The 23,740-nt window shown below is 61.1% G+C and carries 21 protein-coding genes; 7 read left to right on the forward strand and 14 right to left on the reverse strand.

Annotated elements, in window-relative coordinates:
- Positions 1–100: 100 nt before the first annotated feature.
- From fliD to BM110_RS19380, 12 genes are all read right to left on the reverse strand, one after another.
- On the reverse strand, positions 101–1,504 hold the full coding sequence (fliD, locus tag BM110_RS19325) for a flagellar filament capping protein FliD (RefSeq protein ID WP_093514002.1): 1,404 nt from the start codon (positions 1,502–1,504) through the stop codon (positions 101–103).
- An 81-nt stretch (positions 1,505–1,585) separates the two neighbouring features.
- Complete coding sequence (locus BM110_RS19330) at positions 1,586–1,936, reverse strand: flagellar protein FlaG (protein ID WP_093514003.1); 351 nt, start codon at positions 1,934–1,936, stop codon at positions 1,586–1,588.
- A 74-nt stretch (positions 1,937–2,010) separates the two neighbouring features.
- The gene (locus tag BM110_RS19335; RefSeq protein WP_071491539.1) at positions 2,011–3,426 is read right to left on the reverse strand and encodes a flagellin N-terminal helical domain-containing protein; all 1,416 of its coding nucleotides are present in this window, start codon (positions 3,424–3,426) and stop codon (positions 2,011–2,013) included.
- Positions 3,427–3,692: 266 nt separating this feature from the next.
- Positions 3,693–4,622, reverse strand: a complete 930-nt coding sequence (locus BM110_RS19340) for a ketoacyl-ACP synthase III (protein WP_058424918.1) — start codon at positions 4,620–4,622, stop codon at positions 3,693–3,695.
- A 276-nt stretch (positions 4,623–4,898) separates the two neighbouring features.
- Positions 4,899–6,500, reverse strand: a complete 1,602-nt coding sequence (locus BM110_RS19345) for a flagellar hook-associated protein 3 (RefSeq protein WP_093514004.1) — start codon at positions 6,498–6,500, stop codon at positions 4,899–4,901.
- Between the two features lie 14 nt (positions 6,501–6,514).
- A complete protein-coding gene (gene flgK / locus BM110_RS19350; RefSeq protein ID WP_093514005.1) occupies positions 6,515–8,569 on the reverse strand; it encodes a flagellar hook-associated protein FlgK in 2,055 nt (684 codons plus the stop codon).
- Positions 8,570–8,579: 10 nt separating this feature from the next.
- Positions 8,580–9,851 (reverse strand): flagellar assembly peptidoglycan hydrolase FlgJ, encoded by a 1,272-nt coding sequence (flgJ, locus tag BM110_RS19355; protein ID WP_093514006.1) that lies wholly within the window; start codon positions 9,849–9,851, stop codon positions 8,580–8,582.
- A 4-nt stretch (positions 9,852–9,855) separates the two neighbouring features.
- On the reverse strand, positions 9,856–10,944 hold the full coding sequence (locus BM110_RS19360) for a flagellar basal body P-ring protein FlgI (protein ID WP_033901075.1): 1,089 nt from the start codon (positions 10,942–10,944) through the stop codon (positions 9,856–9,858).
- A 27-nt stretch (positions 10,945–10,971) separates the two neighbouring features.
- Positions 10,972–11,667 (reverse strand): flagellar basal body L-ring protein FlgH, encoded by a 696-nt coding sequence (gene flgH, locus BM110_RS19365; protein WP_015885208.1) that lies wholly within the window; start codon positions 11,665–11,667, stop codon positions 10,972–10,974.
- A 53-nt stretch (positions 11,668–11,720) separates the two neighbouring features.
- A complete protein-coding gene (gene flgG, locus BM110_RS19370; protein WP_025855853.1) occupies positions 11,721–12,506 on the reverse strand; it encodes a flagellar basal-body rod protein FlgG in 786 nt (261 codons plus the stop codon).
- Positions 12,507–12,564: 58 nt separating this feature from the next.
- Complete coding sequence (locus BM110_RS19375) at positions 12,565–13,305, reverse strand: flagellar basal body rod protein FlgF (RefSeq protein ID WP_071491292.1); 741 nt, start codon at positions 13,303–13,305, stop codon at positions 12,565–12,567.
- A gap of 247 nt (positions 13,306–13,552) precedes the next feature.
- Positions 13,553–15,115: a sigma-54-dependent transcriptional regulator gene (locus BM110_RS19380; protein WP_071491293.1), complete on the reverse strand. Its 1,563-nt coding sequence runs from the start codon at positions 15,113–15,115 to the stop codon at positions 13,553–13,555.
- Between the two features lie 257 nt (positions 15,116–15,372).
- On the opposite strand from BM110_RS19380, the gene phhA reads away from it, so the two are divergent.
- From phhA to BM110_RS19395, 3 genes are all read left to right on the forward strand, one after another.
- On the forward strand, positions 15,373–16,164 hold the full coding sequence (gene phhA / locus BM110_RS19385; protein WP_092243009.1) for a phenylalanine 4-monooxygenase: 792 nt from the start codon (positions 15,373–15,375) through the stop codon (positions 16,162–16,164).
- 97 nt (positions 16,165–16,261) lie between these two features.
- Positions 16,262–16,618 (forward strand): 4a-hydroxytetrahydrobiopterin dehydratase, encoded by a 357-nt coding sequence (locus BM110_RS19390; RefSeq protein WP_010208721.1) that lies wholly within the window; start codon positions 16,262–16,264, stop codon positions 16,616–16,618.
- Positions 16,618–17,811, forward strand: coding sequence for an amino acid aminotransferase (locus tag BM110_RS19395; RefSeq protein ID WP_093514007.1), 1,194 nt, complete (start codon positions 16,618–16,620; stop codon positions 17,809–17,811). The genes BM110_RS19390 and BM110_RS19395 overlap by 1 nt, the downstream gene beginning before the upstream one ends.
- A gap of 61 nt (positions 17,812–17,872) precedes the next feature.
- On the opposite strand, the gene BM110_RS19400 is transcribed toward BM110_RS19395, so the two are convergent.
- Positions 17,873–18,682 (reverse strand): UDP-2,3-diacylglucosamine diphosphatase, encoded by an 810-nt coding sequence (locus tag BM110_RS19400; RefSeq protein ID WP_071491296.1) that lies wholly within the window; start codon positions 18,680–18,682, stop codon positions 17,873–17,875.
- Positions 18,683–18,819: 137 nt separating this feature from the next.
- Here BM110_RS19400 and BM110_RS19405 point away from each other — a divergent pair, with 137 nt between their 5' ends.
- The 3 genes from BM110_RS19405 (at position 18,820) to BM110_RS19415 (ending at position 20,967) form a co-directional block, all read left to right on the forward strand.
- Positions 18,820–19,569: a helix-turn-helix transcriptional regulator gene (locus BM110_RS19405; RefSeq protein ID WP_093514008.1), complete on the forward strand. Its 750-nt coding sequence runs from the start codon at positions 18,820–18,822 to the stop codon at positions 19,567–19,569.
- Between the two features lie 99 nt (positions 19,570–19,668).
- Positions 19,669–20,553 carry a DMT family transporter gene (locus BM110_RS19410; RefSeq protein WP_092242999.1) on the forward strand — a complete coding sequence of 295 codons (885 nt, stop codon included), beginning with the start codon at positions 19,669–19,671 and terminating at the stop codon, positions 20,551–20,553.
- A 132-nt stretch (positions 20,554–20,685) separates the two neighbouring features.
- On the forward strand, positions 20,686–20,967 hold the full coding sequence (locus BM110_RS19415) for a hypothetical protein (protein WP_092242996.1): 282 nt from the start codon (positions 20,686–20,688) through the stop codon (positions 20,965–20,967).
- A gap of 42 nt (positions 20,968–21,009) precedes the next feature.
- On the opposite strand, the gene BM110_RS19420 is transcribed toward BM110_RS19415, so the two are convergent.
- A complete protein-coding gene (locus tag BM110_RS19420; RefSeq protein WP_093122276.1) occupies positions 21,010–21,297 on the reverse strand; it encodes an Rdx family protein in 288 nt (95 codons plus the stop codon).
- An 84-nt stretch (positions 21,298–21,381) separates the two neighbouring features.
- On the opposite strand from BM110_RS19420, the gene BM110_RS19425 reads away from it, so the two are divergent.
- Complete coding sequence (locus BM110_RS19425) at positions 21,382–23,571, forward strand: patatin-like phospholipase family protein (RefSeq protein ID WP_071491300.1); 2,190 nt, start codon at positions 21,382–21,384, stop codon at positions 23,569–23,571.
- Positions 23,572–23,740: the final 169 nt, after the last annotated feature.

Consider the following 23,740-nt stretch of genomic DNA (forward strand, 5'->3'; position numbering starts at 1 on the left):
AACCATTATGTCGACTGGATCGCAAAAAACTTTAACCCGTCGGCCTTATGAAGAACAAAGCCCAGGTCAATGGACCCGGGCTTTTTCAATCCGCATTCAATCAGCTATCACTGCTTTGTGATTTGCTGATGGCATTTAGCGTACCGAGGATACTGTTGCTCTGCTGGCGCAGTTGCGCCACCAGCGTATCCATGGCGGTGTACTTGCGGGTCAAGGAGTCTTGCATGGTGGTGAGGCGTTCATCCAACGCAACTTGCTGCTTGTTGAGGTCTTTAAGGCTGTCGGACAACGACGTTGAACGCGTGGCCAGGATCCCGGTGGTGGCCTTGGCATAGCCATCGGTCGCCGCCGTCAGGCGCGCGAGCAGGCCGGTCTTGCCGCTGAAGATACTGTTGATGTCGGCGGCGTTTGTCAGTACGGCTTTGTCCCACTGTTTGGCATCAATGCTCAGCGCGCCGGTGTCCTGGTCGGTGGTAACACCGAACTGGGCCAGGGATTTCAAGGTGCCGTTGCCGGACAATGCGTTGAACTCGTTGCGGATCGCCGCCTGCAAGGTGCGCATGGTCGAGTCACCGGTCAAAGTGGCGGCGACGGAGTTACCGGCGGCATCCTTGGTCACCTTGGTCTCGGCGTTCATCGCCTTGAGCAGGGCGTTGTAGGTGTCGACGAAGCCCTTGACCCCGGACTTGAGGGCGGTGGTGCTGGTGCTGACGGAAATGGTCAAAGCATTGCGAGCCGTAGACGCGGTATCCGAAGGCGTGGTCAAGGGCGACACAGAGAGCAACTTGATACTTACACCACTCACTGCATCCGTGATGCTGTTGGTCTTGGACTCTGCAGCAATACCGTCAATGGTGTACTTGGCGTTCTTCGGCTCGCTGACCACTGTGTAACCGGTATCAATCCCCGAGTTGCCCGACATCGTCAGATCGGAACCAACACCGGAGTTGGTGGAGGTCAGGATAAGACGCGAACCGTTGGAGTCGGTAAGGATGTTGGCACTCAGGCCTGCGGTGCCGAACTGCGAGTTGATCGAGTCACGCACCTGTTGCAGGGTCGCGCCGGCCGGCACCTTCAGGTCGAAGTTCTTGCCCGACTGGCTGATCGTCAGCGTCGTTGGGGTGGTGCCACTGTTCACGACCGTCGACTGGCCACCGGCGAAGCTCTTGGTCGACAGCTTCGACGGCGTCGCCAACTGGTTGACGACCAGCGAGAAGCTACCGCTCGCCGCACCCTGGTTGGCCGTCATGGTGGCGACCTTCTCGTCCGAAGACGTACCGGTCAAGCCACTGAAGCTGTTATCGGTGCCCATGTTGGCCAGCGCACCCCGGAAGGCATCCAGGGCTGCCTGGATCTTGCCGATCGACGACAGCTGAGTGGTTGCCTTTTGCGACTGGATGTTGATCTGAGCCTGCTTAGGCGCTCGCTCGGCATCCACCAGGGATTTCACAATCGCCTGAGTGTCGAAACCCGACCCCACGCCGGTAATCGTTGTACCCGCCATCATCTTTCTCCTGTTCCGGTGGCTGCCGTTATCTTGACGACTAGCGCTTCAAGCGGTGACAGCAACAAGTTTCATGCCAGTTCACGCCTTGTCGTCAAACAACACATGACTGGCGCTGGCCAGACTCTGTGCCAGTTTCAAGGCCGTTTCCGAAGGAATCTGTCGGATCACTTCACCGGTGTCGGTGGCAATGACCTTGACTACAACCCTATGGGTGGAATCGTCAATGGAAAAGTCCAGGTTGCGCTGGGCCGCTTGTACGAATTCTTTAATATCGGTGACCGCTTTTTCCAGGCTGTCCTTTTGGGACTTGCCTGCGGTTGGCGCGGCCGCTTCAACCTTAGTCTTGTCTTTATCCGCAACCACAGGTGCCGGCGAGCCTTGAGAGGCCAGCGGCGGATAAGACAAGTTCAGTTTTACACTCATGTCCATGCCCAATCTCCTCTGATTGGAAAAGACGAAAGGGCACGTAAACGCGCCCTTCCGTCATTCACCACGTGCCGCTATTACTGAAGCAGCTTCAGTACAGCGGATGGCAGTTGGTTAGCCTGCGACAGGATCGCAGTGGAAGCCGACTGCAGGGTTTGCTGCTTGGTCAGTTCAGCGGCTTCGGAAGCGAAGTCGACGTCCTGAACGGTGGAGCGGGCAGCGGTGCTGTTTTTCTGGATGTTGGACAGGTTGTCTACAGTGCTGGTCAGACGGTTCTGTACCGCACCCAGGCCCGAACGGGAGCTGGAGATGGTAGCGATAGCCTGGTCGATCACGGACACAGCGTTCTGGGCCTTGGTGGCGTCAGTCACGTCGGTTTGCGAAACGGCGGTCTTGGTCGAAGCAGCCGAAGTAGCGGCACCGAAGATACCGGTCACACCAGCGCCTTCCAGGGAGTAGCCCTTGGCGGAGTCCATGTTCACAGCACCGGTAGCGATGATGCCGTCAGCCAGGGCAGTAGCAGTGCCGTAGGTGCCCGAACCGTCTTTGGTGGCAACAGTGATGGTGCCGGCAGCGGTCGAAGCGCTGAAGGCCAGGTTTTCACCGGTGTCGGATTTAACCGACAGAGTGCCTTTGGATTGGTCGTAGTTAACGCTGATGCCCAGTTTGGCGGAGTTGGACTTCAACTGATCAGCCAGGCTGGCAGTGTCGGTGACGCCGACGAACGTGGTGGCTTGGCCGCCAACGGTCATGGTGAACGAAGCTGGAGCGGTAGCAGCACCGGCGCCAACTACAAACTGAGCTTCAGTGCTGGCGGTAGCGTTCAGGCCACCGATGGCGCCGTTCAGTTGTGCGGCGATGGTTTTAGCGGAAGCAGCAGCTGCTACAGTGACGTTGGCAGTCTGGCCGTTACCGGTTACTGCGATTGCGCCGCCAGCTACACCAGCACCTGGAGCGATACCGATGCTCTTGATTTGCTGCGAACCGATGTTGTTGGCAGCAACGTTGTCCAGGGACAGGTTGATGGTTTCGTTAGCGTTGGCGCCAACCTGGATCGACTTGGTACCGTACGAACCGTCCAGCAGCTTCTGGCCACCGAAAGTAGTGGTCTGGGCGATACGGGTCAGTTCCGAAGTCAGGGCCTGGTATTCGTCGTTGTTCGACTTACGGTCGTCGGTGCTCAGGGAGCCGGTCGCCGAGGACAGAGCCAGGGTACGCATTTTTTGCAGAATGTCGGTCGAAGCCTGCATTGCGCCTTCAGCGGTCTGCGCGATGGAGATACCATCGTTGGCGTTCTTTACAGCTTGACCCAGGCCGTTGATCTGGCTGGTCATACGGGTGGCGATACCCAGGCCGGCGGCGTCGTCTTTAGCGCTGTTGATACGCAGGCCGGAAGACAGGCGCTGCATGGAAGTGGCCAGGGCGCCGCCAGCTTTGTTCAGGTTGCCCTGAGTAGTGATCGAAGCAATGTTGGTGTTTACTGTTAAAGCCATGACGAAATCCTCGTTGGATGGATACTGCGGCTTCCGGCCCTGGCAACCGCCGGGTGTGGCCTGAGAACCTACGTAATAGTTATCGTCGTGGTAGCCGGTTGCTTGAGGATTTTTTTCGATTTTTTTGCTGGCGTCGTGCCACTCCTTGCAATTCAAGGGCTTACGCAGGCAAAAAAGCCTGCTTTCATTGGGTTTTCTGGCGCCAAATAAAAAACGCCGATGCTCTTTCAAGCATCGGCGTTTTTTTGTGCTACCGGTTCAAGGTGTCACGGACGATAGAGAATCGCCGAGCCCCACGACAGGCCCACACCAAAACCGCTGATGGCCACGCGTTTCCAGGTGGCGTCCATCACATGCTTTTCCAGCAGCAGCGGAATGCTCGACGACACCGTGTTGCCGGTCTCGACCATGTCCTTGATGAACTTGTCCACCGGCGCATCTTCAAAACGACGCGCTACGGCGTCGACAATCGCCGCACTGCCCTGGTGAATGCAGAAGGCATCGATGTCGTCGGCCTTTAGGTCCGACTCATCGAGCAGCTCATGCAAATGCGCAGGCACCTTGAGCAAGGCGAAGTTGAACACTTGGCGGCCGTTCATGAAGAACACACCGTCGCTGACCTTCAGGTGCGGGGCGCCGGAACCGTCGGTGCCGAACTTGGACTTGCCGAGCAACCACGGCGCATCTTCGCCCATCCAGGTGGCGGTGGCGGCATCGCCGAACAGCATGGTGGTGTTGCGGTCTTCCGGGTCGACGATCTTCGAATACGGGTCGGCAGTGACCAGCAGGCCATTCTTCAGGCCAGCGGCTTCCATGAAACCCTTCATCGCGTAGATGCCGTAGACGTAGCCGGAACAGCCCAGGGAAATATCGAAGGCTGCAACGTGGGTCGGCAGGCCGAGCTTGTCCTGGACGATGGCAGCCGTGTGCGGCAGGCCCTCTTCATCGCCGTTCTGGGTGACGACGATCAGCGCGTCGATGGACTCGCGTTTCAGATCCGGGTTGTTGGCAAACAAAGCGTTGACCGCCTCGACACACAGATCGGAGGTTTCCTGCGCGGCTTCCTTGCGCGGCAGGAACGCCGACCCGATCTTGCCAATGATGAATTCTTCATCCTTGGCGAATTTGGCACCCTGGGCGTAGTTATCGATCCCGTCTGCCGGCACGTAACTGGCGATGCTTTTTATGCCAATCATTGTGGCTTCCCAATACTAAATAGCTGGAGAACACCCCTGGGACTACGCCCGGAGTGCTGACAATAAAGGGGATAACCCCATAAAAATCTCGCTGAAAGCCGCCACGCAAGGACCCTGTGACGACTTATCCTTTTCACACGATACAGTGAAGATGCGCTTTATGACTCACAGGTCACTCAATTTTGTGTGCTTTATGCAAAACCTTCAAACAATTAAACCCCAAAAACGACAACGGCCCGCCGTGTTTCCAGGGCGGGCCGCTTGACGTGACGCCACTTACATCTTGTTGAACAGGCTCAACTGCGAGATTTTCACGAACGCCAGTTGGGAGGCTTGCAACATGGTTTGCTGCAGCGCCAGGTTGATGGCCGCCTCACCCATGTCGATGTTGGCCAGATCGCTCATCGTGCTGGTCGTAGCAATGCTGATGCTCGAATTCTCAGTGGCCTGGATCTCCAAGGCATTCTGCCGCGCCCCGACGGAACCCCGCACATTGACGATCTGGGACATCGAATTGGCCAGGTTGGCGATGCTCGAATCAATGGCATCCTTGAGCTTGACCGTCGCTGCCGGATTGCCGTCGGCTGGTGCCTCCAGCGCCTTGCGCAATTGGCCAAGCGTATCCAGCGCATTCTGGGTCTTCTGGGTATTGGCACCCACCGAGAACTGATCGCCTGGCTGCGGCGGGCCGCTGCTCACGTCAAACGTCACGCCGGCCGCCGTCACCGTGGTACCGCCGCCGGTATCGCCGGTGGCGATCGCCTTGCTGGCGCTCGAATAGGGCTGGGCATACACCTCATAGGCCGTCGCGCTGGTGAACTTGATGATCGCCCCGCTGTTGGACGGGAACGTGCTGGCATAGTCCGCCTGGTTGGTGACCTGCGCGCCGGTCAGCTGTGCGCTCGACGTATTGCTCGGCGTGCGCGACACGCTGAACGTGTCCGGCTTGGCCTCCAGGCTGAAGGTACGGTCCTTGACCAACGCATCGGAGTTGGCGCCCGGCGCCACGTCCCCGAGGTTCATGGTGATGTCGAATTTCACCCCCCGCAGTGCAACGCTGGTGCTGCCTTCCTTGGTGGCGTCGAACGTGCCATTGCCCGGTATCTCGGAAGTCACGTCATTGCCGTTCTTGTCAGACACCTTGTATTGCGTGCTGCTGGTAAAGATCAGCTTGTAAGGCTGGCCGTCGGCGAATTTGTTGGCGTAGTCGCCGCTCGATGTCACCAGCCCGGCCGAAAGCGCCACCTTGTGGTCATTGACCGTAGGCGGCACGGTCTGCGGGTTCGGCGCAACCCAGGGGGCCTGGGTGCGACCGGCGTTGGCCGCGCCTTCAAGGATGGTCTTGCCGGTATCACCCGCGCTGACATTCAGCGTATTGGAAATCTGCAGGCTCAGCGGGGTTTCATCCCCCTGGTAGCTGTAGGTGCCATCGTTGTTGCGCGCATACGGCGGCGTCTGGGTCTTGGAGCCGGAAAACAAGTAGTTGCCGGCCGAGTCCTTGCTGTTGAGCAGGCCCAGGACCTGATCTTCAATCGCACCGACCTCACTGGCAATCGAGCGACGATCAGCATCACTGCCGACACCACCGGCCTTGAGTGCCAGCTCCGTGGCACGCTGCATGGCTTCACTGATCGCACCTAAAACACTCTCTTCGTTAGTCAGCGAGTTTTTCAGGCTGGTGATGTTGCCCGTGGACTGGGCCACCATGTCTTTCTGCTGCTGCAGCATCAACAACCGCGCCGCCGCCACAGGATCATCCGCGGCGGTCTGTACGCGCACACCGGAACTGGCCTGGTCCTGGGCCTTCACCACACCCGAATAGTTATCCGAATACTTGGCGGAACTGGTCTCGAAATACTGCTGTGTAGAAATACGCATCGTCCCAGGCTCCCTTAAAGACTATTGATCAATGTGCTGAAGGTTTCTTGCGCAGCCTTGATGATCTGCGACGATGCCGTGTAGTACTGCTGGAACTTGATCATGTCGCCCGCCTCTTCGTCCAGGTTGACCTGGGACACCGAGTTGCGCGCATTCTTGTTGGCGGTCAGCAATGCGTTCGTCGCCGTGCTGTCCGTACCGGCAGCCGCCGCTTTCGCGCCGACGGTAGATACCAACTTGCTATTGGCCCCTACGAGGCTGGTGCCGCCGGTGCCATCGGCGGCCGTGCCGATGGTCGCCTTGGTTTGCAGGCCGAGCAGCTCAAGGGCGTTGCGGTTATCGGACTTGCCGGAGGCATTGAACGAGAACGTCGTGCTGTCGCCGTTGGCCGGCGAACCGCCCACCGTGGTGTCGAAACTGAAGCTCTTGGCCGGCACCACCAGGGCACCGTTGGCATCGCGCATCGGCACGTTGATCGTGACCTTGTTGCCCTGCCCCGGAACAATGCTGCCGGTGCCGATCGGGTTGCCCTGGGCATCATTGAGTGTGTACGGCTGGGTGCCGTCGGCTGCCGGCTTGCCGAATACCATCTTCACCGGCATCGAATGCTCAATCCCCGTGCGCAACTGGGCAGTGGCGGCGCCGCCCTGGATATCCAAAGGCACCGTCAGGGTCGGCGGGGTAAACGTGCCGGTACCTTCGTTGGTCTTACTGGCCTGCCCGGATAGTGGCGCGGCAAAAGCGATCTTGTTCGGATCCGTCATCACGGTGCCAATGTCCTTGGCACCATTGGCGGTCGGGCTGACCTTGAAGCTGTCCCCGGTAGCCATCGGCCCCTTGCCGTCGAGCGCCAACGTGAAACCATCGATCACGGCCGGTGGCGTGGCGGTGACGTCAAAGGTCCCCATGGCCTTGCCATCGGAACGCACCACGGTGACGTTGTTCGGGTTGGCTCTGTCGTTGAAGGTGACCTTGTAATCGAAATTGGTCAGCTTGCTGCTGTCCTTGATCGACACGTTCAGGTTGCCGGAACCCGCGCTGTTGCCACCCGAAGCCTGGCTGCGCTGGGCAATGGCCGCGGCGCTGTTGATGTCCTTGAACAGCGAGCTGCCGAACTGGCCGTTGAGGTCCAGGCCCTGGCCCAACTGGTTGTTGATGGTATCTGCGGTGGCGATGGCGATGCGCCCCAAGTCATTGATGGCAGGCATCAGGACATCGCTGCGATAACGCAACAGACCGCCGATGCTACCGCCGCTGAGCACGTTGCCCAGATCGAGCGACTCACCGCCGCCCACGTTGAGCTGGATGGTGAACTGGCTGGTGTCGTTCTTGCTCGGTACGGCGGAGATGGTGTTGAACTGGTCACCCAATACCAGCGACTGGCCGGAACCGGTGCTGACGCTGAAGATGCCATTCTTCTCGGTGGCGGTCACGCCGACCAATTCGTTCAGCGAACGCACGGCTTCGGCACGCGCGTCCAACAGGTTGGCCGGGGCCGTGTTCGACGAACCCTGCACCTGGGCGATCTGCTTGTTGAGCGAGGCAATGGACGACGTCAGCTTGTTGACCTGGTCGCTCATCGACGACAGCTGGCTGTTGATGGTTTCTTTCTGCTGGCCCAACTGTGTAGAGATCGAGTTGAAGCGATTGCTCAGCGTCTGCGCCTTGGTGATCAACACCTGGCGGGCCGAGACATCGCTCGGGTTGGCCGAGGCAGTCTGCATGGCCGAGAAGAACTCACTGAGCACAGCCGACATACCGGTGGTCTTGTCCGACAGGGTCTTGTCGACAGCGCTGACCTGGTCTAGGTAAGCCTTGGCATCGCTGTTGAGCGAAGTGCTGTTCTGGTAGGCCGCGTCGAGGAACTCGTTATACACCCGGCGCACATCGGCCAGGGTGGTACCGCTGCCGATGTACACACCACCGTACTGGTTGGCCGCACTGGCGTTCTGGGTGGTCTGCTGACGCGAATAACCCGGAGTATTGGCGTTGGCAATGTTATTACTCAAGACCGACAGCGATCCTTGAGAGGCATTGAGCCCTGACATCCCGATACTGAGCAAACTCATGGTTCAGACCTTATAAATGTGTGGTTGCGCCAGCGGCAGCGTAATTCTGGTAACTGTCCATCGTTTTGGCGATCTGCGAAATCTTGCTGGCATAGGCCGGGTCGGTGGCGTAACCGGCTTTTTGCAACTCGCGGACAAACTGTTCCGGGTTGTCGGCCGATTTGATGACTTCTTTATAGCGATCATTGCTTTGCAGCAAGGTCACCAGATCATGGAAGCTGTCCTGGTATGAGTTGTAGGAACGGAACTGCGCCGTTTCCTTGACCATCGCCCCATCCCGGAACTCGCTGGTGATCGCACGGGCCTGGCCGCCCTGCCAACTCTGGCCGGCCTTGATGCCGAACAGGTTGTGGCTGCTGCTGCCGTCTTCGGCGCGCATCACCGATTTACCCCAACCGGTTTCCAGCGCAGCCTGGGCCACCAAGTACTTCGGATCGACACCGATGCGCGCCGCGGCCGCCTTGGCCATCGGCAACATGGTGGCGACAAATTCATCCTGCGAACTGAAGGCCTTCTTCGCCGGCGCCAAGGGTGGCTGGGCCACGGCGCGACCGTACACCTGCATGCGCCCGCTCGGCACGGCGAAGGTGCGCGCGCTGCTGTTGATCACGTTGTCGTCGGCCACGCTGTTACGCAGCGGCGCGCTTTTGGCATCGATAGCAACGGGCGCGTTGGGCACGATGCCGGCCAGCAGGCGATCGGTCAGCTTGCTCGGCAAGGCGATGCGACGCTGGTTCATCAGCTCCATGTCATTGCTGTGGGACGCCGCAGCGCCGACCTGCGGTTCAGCCACGCGGTACGCCCACAACGGACGCTGGCCATTGGAGCGGCCCAGCGGCCCTTCGGCCTGGGTGCCTGCCGCGATTTCCGTCGGCACGTCGACCTTCTTCGCAGGCCCGGCAGCCGCCGGACCTTGCAAGGTGGCGGCCTGGGCCTCCACCGGTTTGTTTTTCTGCATCTGGCGCATCAGCACGTCGGCCAGGCCGATGCCACCGCCTTCGCGGGACATCGAGACGGCCAGCTGCTGGTCGTACATTTCCTGGTATTGCTTGGCGGCCGGCGTGTTCATCGGGTTGTCTTTACCCAGCGCCTCGGTAGCCGAACGCATGGACTTGAGCATCTCGCTCAAGAACAGCGATTCGAACTCCTGCGCGACCTTGCGCATGTTGCCTTCGCTGTTCTTGTCGGCACCGACCTTGAGCTGGTTAAGCCGGTTCAGGTCGGAGTAAGACCCCGAATCCGCCGTGCTGCTGATCCCGCTCTTGCGCATATCCATGACCATGGCCTCAGATCACGATCAGGTCGGCTTGCAAGGCGCCGGCCTGTTTCAATGCTTCGAGGATCGCCATCAAGTCGCCGGGCGCTGCGCCCACCTGGTTCACCGCGCGGACAATCTCGTCCAGGGTGGTGCCAGGGCCGAACTTGAACATCGGCTTGGCTTCTTGCTGGGCATTCACCCGCGAACGCGGCACCACCGCCGTCTGGCCGTTGGACAACGGCCCAGGCTGGCTGACGATCGGGTCTTCGGTGATGGTCACGGTCAGGCTGCCGTGGGTCACGGCGGCTGGCGAGACCTTGACGTTCTGGCCGATCACGATGGTGCCGGTGCGCGAGTTGATGATGACTTTGGCCACGGCCTGGCCAGGGTCGACTTCAAGGTTTTCCAGGATCGACAGGTAGTCGACGCGCTGGCTCGGGTCCAGCGGCGCCGTCACACGGATCGAGCCGCCGTCGATGGCCTGGGCCACGCCCGGGCCGAGCATGTCGTTGATCTTGTCGACCACGCGCTTGGCGGTGGTGAAGTCGGAACGGTTGAGGTTCAGGGTCAGGCTGTTGCCCTGGTTGAAACCACTTGGCACGGTACGTTCAACCGTGGCGCCGCCCGGGATACGCCCGGCCGACGGCACGTTGACGGTGATCTTCGAACCGTCGCGACCTTCGGCGTCAAACCCGCCTACCACCAGGTTGCCCTGGGCGATGGCGTAGACGTTGCCGTCGATACCCTTGAGCGGCGTCATCAGCAATGTGCCGCCGCGCAGGCTTTTCGAGTTACCAATGGACGACACGGTGATGTCCACCACCTGGCCCGGTTTGGAGAACGCCGGCAGGTCGGCGCTGATCGACACTGCCGCGACGTTTTTAAGCTGCACGTTGCCCGACCCCGCCGGCACCTTGATGCCGAACTGCGAGAGCATGTTGTTGAAGGTCTGCAGGGTGAACGGGGTCTGGGTGGTCTGGTCACCCGTACCGTTGAGCCCCACCACTAGGCCGTAGCCGATCAACTGGTTGGAACGCACGCCGGAGATGCTGGCGATGTCCTTCAGGCGCTCGGCCTGGGCGACAGCGCTCAAGGAAAGCAGGAGTGCGGCCGCCATCAGCTGTTTGAAGTTCAAAGTGGCCACCTAGAAAGGGAACAGCGGGCTAAGGAAGAAACGGTCGAACCAGCCCGGCTGGCTTGCATCAGCAAACGAACCCGTACCCGAGTAGGTAATGCGTGCATCGGCAATCCGTGTGGACGGCACAGTGTTGTCGGTGGAGATGTCATCGGCACGGACCATGCCGGCAATGCGCACCAGCTCGTCACCGGTGTTGAGGGTCATCCACTTTTCACCGCGCACGGCGATGATGCCGTTGGGCAGCACATCGGCCACGGTAACGGTGATCGAACCGGTCAGGCTGTTGCCCTGCCCCGCCGAACTCTTGCCGTTGGTGGCACGATCACCGCTGTAGCCGGCGCTCAGGCTCAGGTCGCCATCGCCCAGCGGGTTGTTGGTGTTGGGCACGGCACCGAACAACGAGGTCAGGCCGATACCGGTCTTGCTGGTCTTGCCCACCTGGGAGTTGGCGTTCTTGCTGGCCTGGGTCTTCTCGTTCAGGGTAATGGTGATGATGTCACCGACCCGGAACGCTTTGCGGTCGCTGTACAGGTTCTGTTCGAAACCGGCCTGGTAGATCGAGCCATTGTTGGCCGCCGCCGGCAACGGCGTGCGTGGCAACACCGGCGCGTAGTACGGGTCATTGGGTTTTGGCGTCGGGGCGACACAGCCCGCAAGCACGGCAATCCCACTCAATGCCAGAACAGAAACATAGCGATTCATGACCCTTACCTCACGGTGTTGCAGGCGCCGTCAAGAGCGCCCCATAGACTTGATTACAGATTCTGCGTTACGAACGAAAGCATCTGGTCGGCGGTGGAGATCACCTTGGAGTTCATCTCGTAGGCGCGTTGGGTGGTGATCATGTTGACCATCTCCTCAACGGTGCTCACGTTGGAGGTTTCCAGGGTGCTTTGCAGCGTGGTGCCGAAGCCGTTCAAGCCAGGGGTGCCGATTTGCGGCGCGCCGCTGGAGGCGGTTTCCAGGAACAGGTTGTTGCCCATGGCCTGCAGGCCGGCCGGGTTGATGAAGTCGGCGGTCTGCAGGTTGCCGATCACTTGCGACGCGGGGTTGCCGGCCACGGTGATCGACACAGTACCGTCGTTACCGACGGTGAAGGTCTTGGCGTCGGCTGGAACGATCACGGCCGGCTCCAGGGCGAAACCGTTGGCGGTCACGATCTGGCCGTTGGAGTCCAGGTGGAAAGTACCGTCACGGGTGTAGGAAGTAGTGCCGTCCGGTTGCAGGATCTGGAAGAAACCACGGCCGTTGATGGCCATGTCCAGCGGCTGGCCGGTCTGCTGCAGGTTACCGGCGCTGAAGTTCTTCTGGGTGCCGACGATCTGCACACCGGTACCCAATTGCAGGCCGGACGGCAGTTCGCTGTCCTGGGTCGACTGGGCGCCTGGCTGCTTCTTGATCTGATAGAGCAAGTCCTGGAACTCGGCACGGTCACGCTTGAAACCCGTGGTCGACACGTTGGCCAGGTTGTTGGAAATGGTGGTCAGGTTGGTGTCCTGGGCGGACAGACCTGTTTTGGCAACCCATAGAGCCGGAAGCATGCTGTTCTCCTTCGTGCGCCTGTTTGTTGGCGCTGCGCCGCAAAATTAGTGTGTTGGATCAGCTCATCTGCATGACGCGTGTCATGGCCTGATCGTCTTCTTTAGCGCTGTTCATCATCTTGATGTGCAGCTCGAACTGCTTGGAAAGCGCCAGCACCGCAGTCATCTCTTCCACGGCATTGACGTTGCTCGCCTGCAGGAAGCCCGAGGTCAGCTTGACGTTCGCGTCGGCCTGGGCCGGCTGGCCATCCTTGGTGTGGATGGTGCCGTCGAGGCCTTTATTCATGTTTTTCAGGTCCGGCTGGACCAGCTTGATGCGGTCCACTTCGGCCATCACCCGCGGGCCTTCGCCCATGGCGCGGATGCTGATGGTGCCGTCGGCACCCACTTCGATTTTCTGCTGGGGCGGCACGGCAATCGGGCCACCGTTGCCCATGATCGGCATGCCGTTGCCAGCGCGCAGCACGCCCAACGCATCGACGTTCATGCTGGCGCTGCGCACGTAGGCCTCGCTGCCGTCAGGGGTCTGCACGGCCAACCAACCGTCACCGTTGACGGCCACGTCCAGGTCACGGCCGGTCTCGATCATGGCGCCAGGGGTGAAGTCGGTGGCCGGACGCTCGGTCATGGCAAACGCCCGCGCCGGAAAGCTGTCACCGAACACCGGCATCGAACGCGCCTGCTCCAGGTCACGTTGGAAACCATTGGTGGAAATGTTCGCCAGGTTGTTGGCATGGGCCTTCTGCGCCAGAGCATTCTGGCTGGCGCCGGTCATTGCCACATAAAGGTACTTGTCCACGCTTCTTCCTCTTTCTGACGGACGCTTGCCGCCCACCGCTGTACTGATGAGGCTTAAGCAATTTGCGAACCAACTTTTGAAAATAGCGAGAAGTGCAGGCGGGGCGGGGGTTTGCCGTGAGGTGGGGTGAATTCCGCATTGAGCGCGAGTCGAAAAAACGGCGGACTACTGCCGCCTGCGGCAAGCCCCGTCTTTGAAAACGACAAAGATCAAATGTGGGAGGGGGCTTGCCGCCTCCCACATTGGGTTATTTATCGGTCTTGAGGATTTCGTAGTCGCGCAGCTTATTGGCGATGGTGGTGTGCGACACCCCCAGGCGCTTGCCCATCTGCCGACTGCTGGGATGCTCGGCGTACAAGGCTTCCAGCACCGCCTTCTCGAACCGCCCGACAATTTCTTCCAGGCCACCCTCCAGCGAAAAATCGCCAAGTGGCTGACGCACGCCATAGTCCGGCAACCGGATGTGCTCGACCTTGACCGTCCCGCCGTCGCACAACGACACCGCCTGGAACAGCACGTTTTCCAACTGCCGCACATTGCCTGGCCAGTGGTAATGACTGAGGCGCTCCATTGCGGCGGGCGCCAACCTGGGCAGCGGGCAACCGATCTGTCGGCTGGCCTGGTCGAGAAAGTGCTCGACCAGCGGCGCCAGGCCGTCCAGGCATTCGCGCAACGGCGGGATATGCAGGGACAGCACATTGAGGCGGTGATAAAGGTCCTGGCGAAATTCGCCACGGGCGCACAGCTCGGACAAATCCACTTGGGTGGCGCAGATCACCCGCACATCGAGGTACACCTCTTCATCGCTGCCGACGCGACGGAAGCAACCGTCCTGCAAAAAGCGCAGCAGTTTCACCTGCAAGCGCGCGCTCATTTCCCCTACACCGTCGAGAAACAACGTACCGCCCGCCGTCAGCTCCAGCAGGCCGAGCTTGCCTTCGGCCCGCGCGCCCTCAAACGCGCCAGGACCGTAGCCGAACAACTCGGTTTCGGCCATCGACTCAGGCAGGCCGGCGCAGTTGAGCGCCATCAACGGCGATTGCCCACGCGGGCTGGCCAGGTGACAGGCCCGCGCCAGCAGTTCCTTGCCGGTGCCGGTTTCGCCTTCTATTAATAGCGGCGCGTCCAGTGGCGCCATGCGCCGGGCTTCGCGCACCACCGCGGCCATGACTTTGGAACTCTGGAAGATGCTGTCGAAGCCGCGCAGTTCCTGCTTGCGCACGTTGTAGATGCGCTCACCGACGCGGTCGGCGCGGTGCAGGGTCAATACAGCACCGGCCATGGCCTCGCTGTCGTCATGCTCGGAGGATTGCAGCGGCGCGATGTCCGCCAGGAACACGTCGCCCTTGACCTTGACCCGCAGGCCGTTGATCCGCGACTTGCTCGCGCGCACCAGCTCCGGCAAGTCGAAGTCCTCGGCATAGCGCGACAACGGAATGCCCGGCACTTCATCCACCCGCACCCCGAGCAACTGCGCCGCCGCGCGGTTGGCGGCGACGATGGAGCCGCCCATGTCGATGGACAACACCGGAAACTCCAGGGCGCCCAGCAGTGCATTGAGTTCCATATGCCGGCGCTCGCTGGGCATCAGCCCGACTCTTTTGACGCCAAACACCCCGGCAATCGCCTCGAATTGCGGGCGCAGGGCCTGAAACTGCATGTTCACCAGGTTCGGGCAGTACAGGTAAATGGCGTTGCCATGCTCCCCACCGACCTCGCCCTTGGCGACGTTGACGCCGTATTCCACCAGCAGGTTGAGGATGTCCCGCAGGATGCCAATGCGGTTCTGGCAGTGCACTTTGATACGCATGAAGAGGCCCGAAAAGTGGGGAAGCGCCGCGTCTTTTTGTCGCTGGGCGCAGATAGTCGTCAAGATTATGTGACAGGCGGAGTGACTTTCCCAGCCCAATGCAACGGCCAGCCCCACAAGCGTAACGAATACTTTACGGAAAATGGTAAGTTTTCCTACGCCAAGGCGTTTTAAACAGATGGAATCCGGCCTCGCCCGGGTTATCAATAGGCTCATCGCAGGACATAACAAGAACGAATGCCTAGCAGGAGAGCCGTATGAAGCAGACGCAGTACGTGGCCCGCGAGCCCGACGCGCAAGGTTTTATCCACTACCCGCCGGAAGAACACGCGGTGTGGAACACCCTGATCACTCGCCAGTTGAAGGTGATCGAGGGTCGCGCCTGCCAGGAATACCTGGACGGCATTGACAAGCTCGGCCTGCCACACGATCGCATCCCGCAACTGGGTGAAATCAACAAGGTGCTGGCCGAGACTACCGGCTGGCAGGTCGCCCGTGTGCCGGCGCTGATTCCCTTCCAGACCTTCTTCGAATTGCTCGCCAGCAAACAGTTTCCAGTGGCGACCTTTATTCGTACTCGCGAAGAACTGGACTACCTGCAAGAGCCGGATATTTTCCACGAGATTTTCGGCCACTGCCCGCTGCTGACCAACCCCTGGTTCGCCGAATTCACCCACACCTACGGCAAGCTCGGCCTGGCGGCCACCAAGGAGCAACGGGTGTATCTGGCGCGCCTGTACTGGATGACCATCGAATTCGGCCTGGTGGACACGCCCGCAGGCCGGCGCATCTACGGCGGCGGCATTCTGTCATCGCCCAAGGAGACCGTGTACAGCCTGTCGTCCGAGCCCGAACACCAGGTGTTCGACCCGCTGGAAGCCATGCGCACGCCGTACCGCATCGACATTCTGCAACCGTTGTATTTCGTGTTGCCCAATCTGAAGCGCCTGTTCGAAGTCGCGCAGGAAGACATCATGGGCATGGTCGAGCGCGGTATGCAGTTGGGTCTGCACGCGCCGAAGTTTCCACCGAAACCCAAAGCGGCTTGAACCTTACATCTTCAGGCCAGGTGAGTCTGTTCCCTGGCCGCGCGTTGCTTTAGGGTGACGCTACTGATCATCAAACACTCGAATTCAGGACACCATCATGACCACCTTGAACCAAGCCCATTGCGAAGCCTGCCGCGCCGATGCCCCGCAAGTCAGCGATGAGGAACTGCCGGTACTGCTCAAGCAGATCCCTGACTGGAACATCGAAGTCCGCGACGGCGTGATGCAACTGGAAAAGGTTTTCCTGTTCAAGAACTTCAAGTTCGCCCTGGCCTTCACCAACGCCATGGGTGAAATCTCCGAAGCCGAAGGCCATCACCCTGGCCTGCTCACCGAGTGGGGCAAGGTCACCGTGACCTGGTGGAGCCACTCCATCAAGGGCCTGCACCGCAACGATTTCATCATGGCCGCCCGCACCGACGAAGTGGCCAAGGACGCCGAGGGCCGCAAGTAATGCACTTCGATGCCATTGGCCGCGTACCCGGCGACCCGATCCTCGGGCTGATGGACCTGTACGCCCAGGACGCCAACCCGAACAAGTTCGACCTGGGCGTGGGCGTCTACAAGGACGACCAGGGCCTGACGCCGATTCCGCACTCGGTGAAACTGGCCGAGCAGCGCCTGGTTGACACGCAAACCACCAAGACCTACATCGGCGGCCACGGCAATGCCGCATTTGGCAAGCTGATCAGCGAACTGGTGCTCGGCGCCGACTCCCCGCTGCTGCGCGACCGTCGTGCCGGCGCCACCCAGACCCCAGGCGGCACCGGTGCCCTGCGTTTGAGCGCCGACTTTATTGCGCAAAACCTACCGGGCCGTGGCGTGTGGCTGAGCAACCCGACCTGGCCGATCCACGAAACCATCTTCGCCAAGGCCGGCCTCCAGGTCAGTCATTACCCCTACGTGGGTGCCGACAATCGCCTGGACGTGGCGGCGATGCTCGCCACTTTGTCCAGCGTGCCCCAGGGCGATATCGTGCTGCTGCACGCCTGCTGCCACAACCCGACCGGTTTTGACCTGTCCCAGGATGACTGGCGCCAGGTGCTGAAGATCGTGCGCGAGCGCCAACTGCTGCCGCTGATCGACTTCGCCTACCAGGGCTTTGGCGATGGCCTGGAGCAGGATGCCTGGGCGGTGCGACTGTTCGCGGCCGAGTTGCCGGAAGTGCTGGTCACCAGCTCCTGCTCGAAAAACTTCGGCTTGTACAGCGACCGTGTCGGCGCGCTGATCGTGTGCGCAGCGGATGCCGAGAAGCTGACGGATGTGCGCAGCCAACTGGCGAACACGGCGCGCAACCTGTGGTCGACGCCGCCAGACCATGGTGCGGCGGTGGTGGCGACGATCCTGGGTGATGCCGAGCTGAAAAAGCAGTGGAGCGACGAGGTCGAGGCCATGCGCTCGCGGATCGCACACCTGCGTTCCGGGCTGGTGGAGGCGTTGGCACCCCATGGTCTGTCGGAGCGGTTTGCGCACATTGGCGCACAGCGTGGGATGTTTTCCTATACCGGCCTGAGTGCCGGGCAGGTTACACAACTGCGGGAGAAACACAGCGTGTATATGGTGAGTTCTGGCCGGGCGAATGTGGCCGGGATTGATGCCACGCGGTTGACGCTGCTGGCCGAAGCCATCGCCGACGTTTCCCGCTGACGAAACCCGGAATGAATGTGGGAGAGGGCTTGCCCCTCCCACATCTGGCTTGTGTGCAACTTCAGCCCGCGACCATTTCGGCCTTGAGCTGCGCTTCCCTGGCCTGCGCATCCGCCAACCGATACAACTCGATACTCCCATCCCAGTGCTCGATCAATGCCGTGCACGACTCCACCCAATCCCCGCAGTTGAGGTAGTCCACCTCGCCCACCTTGCGGATCTCCGCATGATGAATATGCCCGCAGACCACCCCGTGCAGCTCGCGCTTGGTCACTTCGTGGGCGATGGCTTCTTCGAAATCACTGATGAAATTCACCGCCGTCTTGACCTTGTGCTTGAGGTACGCCGACAGCGACCAATAGCCATAGCCATAGCGCGCCCGCCAATGGTTCAGCCAACGGTTGAGCGTGAGGGTGAATTCGTAGGCCGAATCGCCGAGGAATGCCAGCCAGCGGTGATAGCGGGTGATCACGTCGAACTGGTCGCCGTGGATCACCAACAGATGGCGGCCATCGGCAGTCACATGAATGGCTTCGTCCACCAGTTGGATATTGCCCAGGATCAGCTTGGAATAACGGCGCAGGAATTCGTCGTGGTTACCGGTGACGTAGATCACCTCGGTGCCGCGCTTGGCCATGGTCAGCAGGCGACGGATCACGTTGGTGTGAGCCTGGGGCCAATACATGCCGCCACGCAGTTTCCAACCGTCGATGATATCGCCCACCAGGTAGACCTTGTCGGCGTGATAGCCCTTGAGGAACTGCGACAGATGCTCAGCCTGGCAATCCCGCGTGCCCAGGTGCACATCGGAAATCCACAGGGTACGCACCCGTTGCTTGCGGCTGGGCTTGGTGAACTCGGCACTGGTCATGGGTATCCCTCGACGGTGTTTTCGCGAGCTTGCGCCCTGGCGATTAATAGCCCATGACAACTGTGCGTCAGTCTGATGACAGCGCCTGCCGGCCGCAAAGCGTTGTAGACTGCCGGCTTGCCAGCATGGAGACCACTATGGGACCCGCCCTCACCCTGCGCCATTACCTCGAAGCGCCCCTCGCCCACAGCCATGATCATGCGCAGTTGGTGTTCGGCCTGTCCGGGCACCTGGACCTGGAAGTCGATGGGCGTGGCAGCCAGGTCCGCGAAAGCAGCGTGATGGTGCTGCCCTTCTCCGCCCACCATGCGTGCGGCAGCCGTGATGGCAGCCGCTGCCTGGTGCTGGATGTGCCCACCGAGCATTGGTTGCTGCAATCGCTGGGCGAACATGCCGACGCCAGCCGCCGCTTGCTCGACCAACCGGCGCGGCTGGCCCTGGATACGCGGCAGAACCAGTTGGTGCAATGGCTGGCGCACAGCCCGGTGGATGACCCGCTGATCGTCCAGCAAGGCGCCGTGCTGTTATTGGCCAGTCTCAATCATCCCCAGGCCCAACCCCTTTCGGCACGGCGTCTGCCGTACGCGGCGTTCAATGCGCACATCGAGCGCCACCTTGCGCACCCGCTGCAGGTGGCGGACCTGGCGCGCATCGCCGACCTGTCGGTGGCACGCTTGCATGCCCGCTTCATCGCCGAATGCGGACAAACGCCGATGGACTACATCCGCAGTCGGCGCCTGCACATCGCCTTGGACCTGCTGCGCCAAACGCCGTTGCCCATCGGCGACATCGCCGATCGCGTCGGCTACACCTCGCAAAGCGCCTTTGCTGCCGCGATGCTGCGTGAGTTTGGCGCGTCGCCGGGGGCTTTGCGACGCAACGCGTAGGAAGAGTCCTGCGATAAAAAACGCGAGCCGCACGACAGACATCCGCACCGGCGACCCACTAGACTGCGCACTTGCCACCCGCTTGTCTCAAGGATCGCAATGACTCCCCGCTCAGCCCTCGGCGCCCTGCATATCGGCGCATTGATGTTTGGCCTAACCGGCGTATTCGGCAAACTCGCGGCCGCTTCGCCAGCCATCATCGTGTTTGGTCGCGCGGCGTTTGCCGTGGTGGCCCTGGCGGTGTTTGCCCGGTTCGCCAGCAACACGGCGTGGAAGATACTGGAGCTGCGCGACTGGCGCCGGCTGCTGGTGAGCGGTGTGTTGCTGGCGGCGCACTGGGTGACCTTCTTTATTGCCGTCAAGGTAGCCGGTGTGGCCGTCGCAACCTTGGGCTTCACCGCGTTCCCGGCGTTTACCGTAATCCTCGAAGGGCTGATTTTCCGCGAGCGGATCCGCACCAACGAAATTGTACTGGTGGCGCTGGTCAGCGTCGGGCTGGTGCTGGTCACCCCGGACTTCAACCTTGCCAGTGAAGCCACGGGCGGCTTGCTCTGGGGGATCGCCTCGGGGCTGTTGTTTTCACTATTATCGCTGAACAACCGCGCCAGCTCCGGCCGCATCCCCGCAGTGCAGGCGGCGCTGTGCCAGAACGTGGTGGTCGCGGTTTGCCTGTTGCCGGTGGCGGCACCGGGGTTGACCGAGGTACGGGCAATCGACTGGCTATGGATCGGTTTGCTCGGCGTGTTCTGCACGGGCCTGGCCCACAGCCTGTTTGTCGCAAGCCTGGCGGTGATCAAGGCGCGCACGGCTTCGGTGGTATTTGCCATGGAGCCGGTCTACGGCATCACCGCCGCCTGGTTGCTGTTTGCCGAAACGCCGACGCTGCGCATGCTCCTGGGCGGCGCACTGATCATCGTCGCCATTGTGCTGTCGGGGTTGATGGGCAGCGCCAGCCAGGCCAAACAACCCACTGCAACGGCCTGATCTATACTTTAAACATCCGCAACAGTCAGCAGTCGTTCAACGGATATCCGACAGCTCGATGACAGCCTGGGTGTGTTCTGAAGTTGCTGCAAGCGAGTGGTCACAACCTCAACGCGATGCGGGAGCTTTACCATGGAAATGCTCATCAGCTTATTGGTACAGATCATCAGCGGGGCAGTCGGCGGCAACGTCGCCGGCATGACCAAACAGAGCCTCGGGACCGGGCTCAATACACTGATCGGGGGTGTCGGCGGACTGGCGTTGGGCCAGGTCGTCGCGGCATTCACGGGCACCTCGGGCGGTGAAGCGCTGGATGTGGCGGCAGTTGGCAGCAACATTGTGGGGGGTGGTATAGGCGGCCTCATACTGACGTGGCTGATTGGCTTCATCAAACAAAAGATGGCCGCCAAATAGGGCCGCACCAGAGGGTCACCGCCCTTGATAGGGCGGTGACGTTCACTGCGTACGGTCGTTGTGCCCCAGGTCACGCTGCGGGTCGATCCGGTCGCGTACGCGCTGCTTGAGCACCTTGGCTTCGGGAAAGCCCCCGTCCGCCTTGCGCTCCCAGATCTGTACGCCATCACAGGTGATGCGAAACGCGCCGCCGGTGGCCGGCTCCAGTGAGACCTTGCCCAGGTCATCGGCAAACGTACTCAACAGTTCCTGAGCCAGCCACGCGGCACGCAGCAGCCACTGGCACTGGGTGCAATAGGTGATGACGACCTCGGGTTTGCTTGTGGACATAATTTGAAAGGCTCCTGGCATGACGGGCTCGACGGATCGAGTGGCTATAATACCGACCTTTATCGCCCAGCCCCGAGATTCCTGATGCGCCGCCTGCTGTCCTGCCTGTTGCTGTGCCTGTTCCCTCTGCTTGCCGACGCCGTTGAACCGCCCCGTCCGAAAATCGGCCTGGTGCTGTCTGGCGGCGCCGCCCGAGGCCTGGCCCATATCGGCGTGCTCAAGGCGCTGGAAGAACAAGGCATCCAGATCGACGCGATTGCCGGCACCAGCATGGGCGCGGTGATCGGTGGGCTGTATGCCTCTGGGTACAAGATCGATGAACTGGAAAAGCTGGCGCTGAGTATCGACTGGCAACAGGCCCTGTCCGACGCACCGCCGCGGGAAGACGTGCCGTTCCGGCGCAAACAGGATGACCGGGACTTCCTGGTCAAGCAGAAACTCAGCTTTCGCGACGACGGCAGCCTGGGCCTGCCACTGGGTGTGATCCAGGGCCAGAACCTGGCGCTGCTGCTGGAAAGCATGTTCGCCCACACCAGCAACACGCGTAACTTCGACAAGTTGCCCATCCCCTTCCGGGCGGTGGCGACCGACATCACCACCGGCGAGAAGGTGGTGTTCCGCAAGGGCCACCTGCCCCAGGTGATCCGCGCCAGCATGTCGATCCCGGCGGTGTTCGCACCGGTGGAACTGGACGGTCGGCTACTGGTGGATGGCGGCATGACCGACAATATCCCGCTGGATGTGGCGCGAGAGATGGGCGTAGACATCGCCATAGTCGTGGACATCGGCACCCCGCTGCGTTCACGCAAGCAACTGGCCACGGTGGTGGACGTGCTCAACCAGTCCATCACCTTGATGACTCGGCGCAATTCCGAGGAACAACTCAAGGACCTGCACCCCAAGGACGTGCTGATCCAGCCGCCTCTCGCCGCCTATGGCGTGACCGACTTCGGCCGCGCCAAGGACATGATCGACGCCGGCTACCGCGCCACCCGTGCCCTTGACATGCGCCTGGCCCACCTGCGCCCCGCCGAGCCGGTCGACCCGCAATTGGTGGCCGCGCGCACGCCGGGCGAACGCACCCCGGTGATCACCGCGATCAGCGTGGAGAACGATTCGAAAGTCAGCGACGACGTGATCCGCTACTACATTCGCCAACCCCTGGGCGAGCCGCTCAACCTGGGACGCCTGCAAACGGACATGGGCACCCTGTACGGCCTGGATTATTTCGAGCAAGTGCAATACCGCGTGGTCAAGAAGGGCCAGGACAACACGCTGGTGATCAGCGCGCGGGGCAAGCGCAGCGGCACCGACTACCTGCGCCTGGGCCTGAACCTGTCGGATGACATGCGCGGCGACAGCGCCTTCAACCTCGGCGCCAGCTACCGCATGAATGGCATCAACCGGCTCGGTGCGGAATGGCTCACGCGGGTGCAGATCGGGGACCGCCAGGAGCTGTACAGCGAGTTCTACCAGCCGATGGACACCGGCTCGCGCTACTTTGTCGCACCGTACATCAGGGCCCAGGCGCAGAACGTCGAGCTGATCCTGGACAACGACCCCATCTCCGAATACCGCTTGGAACGCTACGGTTTTGGCTTGAACGTCGGCCGCCAGATCGGCAACAGCGGCGAGATCCGCTTCGGCGTCGGCGAAGCCTGGGGCAAGGCGGACGTGCGCATCGGCGACCGCGACCTGCCCAGCGTGAGTTTCAGCGAAGGCTTCTATGAACTGAAGTACTCCTTCGATTCCCTGGACAACGTGTACTTCCCCCACACCGGCGAAGACATCGGCCTGGCCTACCGCGAGTTCGAACCCGGCCTGGGCTCGGACCAGCGCTACCGCCAGTGGGAGTTCAAGCTCGACAAAGCCATGAGCCACGGTCCGGACACCCTGGTGCTGGGTGGACGCTACGGGCGCACCCTGGATGATTCGGATGTGGTGATTTCCAGCTTCCTGCTGGGCGGGGCGCGACAGCTATCGGGCTTTCGCCAGGATGCGATCTCGGGGCAGAACATCAGCCTGATGCGGGCGGTGTACTACCGCAGGCTTACGCCCCGTTCGTACCTGCCACTGGATTTCCCGTTGTACCTGGGCGCTTCACTTGAACGCGGCCGGGCGTGGAACAACGACAACGAATTCGACAGCGGCTATATCAACGCGGCGAGTATTTTCCTGGGGTTCGATACGCCGTTGGGGCCGCTGAATTTCAGCTATGGGTTCAACGATGACAACCAGAAGGCGGTGTATCTGAACCTGGGGCAGACGTTTTAGCGTCTTGCACAGAACCCGTGTGGAGAGCGGCGCTATTGTGGCGAGCGGGCTTGTCCCGCGTTGGGCTGCGAAGCGGCCCCAAAAACAGACGACTGATTTCTAGCTGAAAAAACGCGGTGACTTTAGGGGGGCTGCTTCGCAGCCCAACGCGGGACAAGCCCGCTCACCA

Origin of the sequence: Pseudomonas sp. NFPP28, from assembly GCF_900115535.1 — a bacterium.
Taxonomy (GTDB): domain Bacteria; phylum Pseudomonadota; class Gammaproteobacteria; order Pseudomonadales; family Pseudomonadaceae; genus Aquipseudomonas; species Aquipseudomonas extremorientalis.

What these genes read in the sequence shown, in the direction of transcription:
- fliD (WP_093514002.1), bottom strand. Translation starts at nt 1,504, where the DNA reads ATGGCGGGTACAACGATTACCGGCGTGGGGTCGGGTTTCGACACTCAG.
- BM110_RS19330 (WP_093514003.1), bottom strand. Translation starts at nt 1,936, where the DNA reads ATGGACATGAGTGTAAAACTGAACTTGTCTTATCCGCCGCTGGCCTCT.
- BM110_RS19335 (WP_071491539.1), bottom strand. Translation starts at nt 3,426, where the DNA reads ATGGCTTTAACAGTAAACACCAACATTGCTTCGATCACTACTCAGGGC.
- BM110_RS19340 (WP_058424918.1), bottom strand. Translation starts at nt 4,622, where the DNA reads ATGATTGGCATAAAAAGCATCGCCAGTTACGTGCCGGCAGACGGGATC.
- BM110_RS19345 (WP_093514004.1), bottom strand. Translation starts at nt 6,500, where the DNA reads ATGCGTATTTCTACACAGCAGTATTTCGAGACCAGTTCCGCCAAGTAT.
- flgK (WP_093514005.1), bottom strand. Translation starts at nt 8,569, where the DNA reads ATGAGTTTGCTCAGTATCGGGATGTCAGGGCTCAATGCCTCTCAAGGA.
- flgJ (WP_093514006.1), bottom strand. Translation starts at nt 9,851, where the DNA reads ATGGTCATGGATATGCGCAAGAGCGGGATCAGCAGCACGGCGGATTCG.
- BM110_RS19360 (WP_033901075.1), bottom strand. Translation starts at nt 10,944, where the DNA reads ATGGCGGCCGCACTCCTGCTTTCCTTGAGCGCTGTCGCCCAGGCCGAG.
- flgH (WP_015885208.1), bottom strand. Translation starts at nt 11,667, where the DNA reads ATGAATCGCTATGTTTCTGTTCTGGCATTGAGTGGGATTGCCGTGCTT.
- flgG (WP_025855853.1), bottom strand. Translation starts at nt 12,506, where the DNA reads ATGCTTCCGGCTCTATGGGTTGCCAAAACAGGTCTGTCCGCCCAGGAC.
- BM110_RS19380 (WP_071491293.1), bottom strand. Translation starts at nt 15,115, where the DNA reads ATGCGTATCAAAGTGCACTGCCAGAACCGCATTGGCATCCTGCGGGAC.
- phhA (WP_092243009.1), top strand. Translation starts at nt 15,373, where the DNA reads ATGAAGCAGACGCAGTACGTGGCCCGCGAGCCCGACGCGCAAGGTTTT.
- BM110_RS19390 (WP_010208721.1), top strand. Translation starts at nt 16,262, where the DNA reads ATGACCACCTTGAACCAAGCCCATTGCGAAGCCTGCCGCGCCGATGCC.
- BM110_RS19395 (WP_093514007.1), top strand. Translation starts at nt 16,618, where the DNA reads ATGCACTTCGATGCCATTGGCCGCGTACCCGGCGACCCGATCCTCGGG.
- BM110_RS19400 (WP_071491296.1), bottom strand. Translation starts at nt 18,682, where the DNA reads ATGACCAGTGCCGAGTTCACCAAGCCCAGCCGCAAGCAACGGGTGCGT.
- BM110_RS19405 (WP_093514008.1), top strand. Translation starts at nt 18,820, where the DNA reads ATGGGACCCGCCCTCACCCTGCGCCATTACCTCGAAGCGCCCCTCGCC.
- BM110_RS19410 (WP_092242999.1), top strand. Translation starts at nt 19,669, where the DNA reads ATGACTCCCCGCTCAGCCCTCGGCGCCCTGCATATCGGCGCATTGATG.
- BM110_RS19415 (WP_092242996.1), top strand. Translation starts at nt 20,686, where the DNA reads ATGGAAATGCTCATCAGCTTATTGGTACAGATCATCAGCGGGGCAGTC.
- BM110_RS19420 (WP_093122276.1), bottom strand. Translation starts at nt 21,297, where the DNA reads ATGTCCACAAGCAAACCCGAGGTCGTCATCACCTATTGCACCCAGTGC.
- BM110_RS19425 (WP_071491300.1), top strand. Translation starts at nt 21,382, where the DNA reads ATGCGCCGCCTGCTGTCCTGCCTGTTGCTGTGCCTGTTCCCTCTGCTT.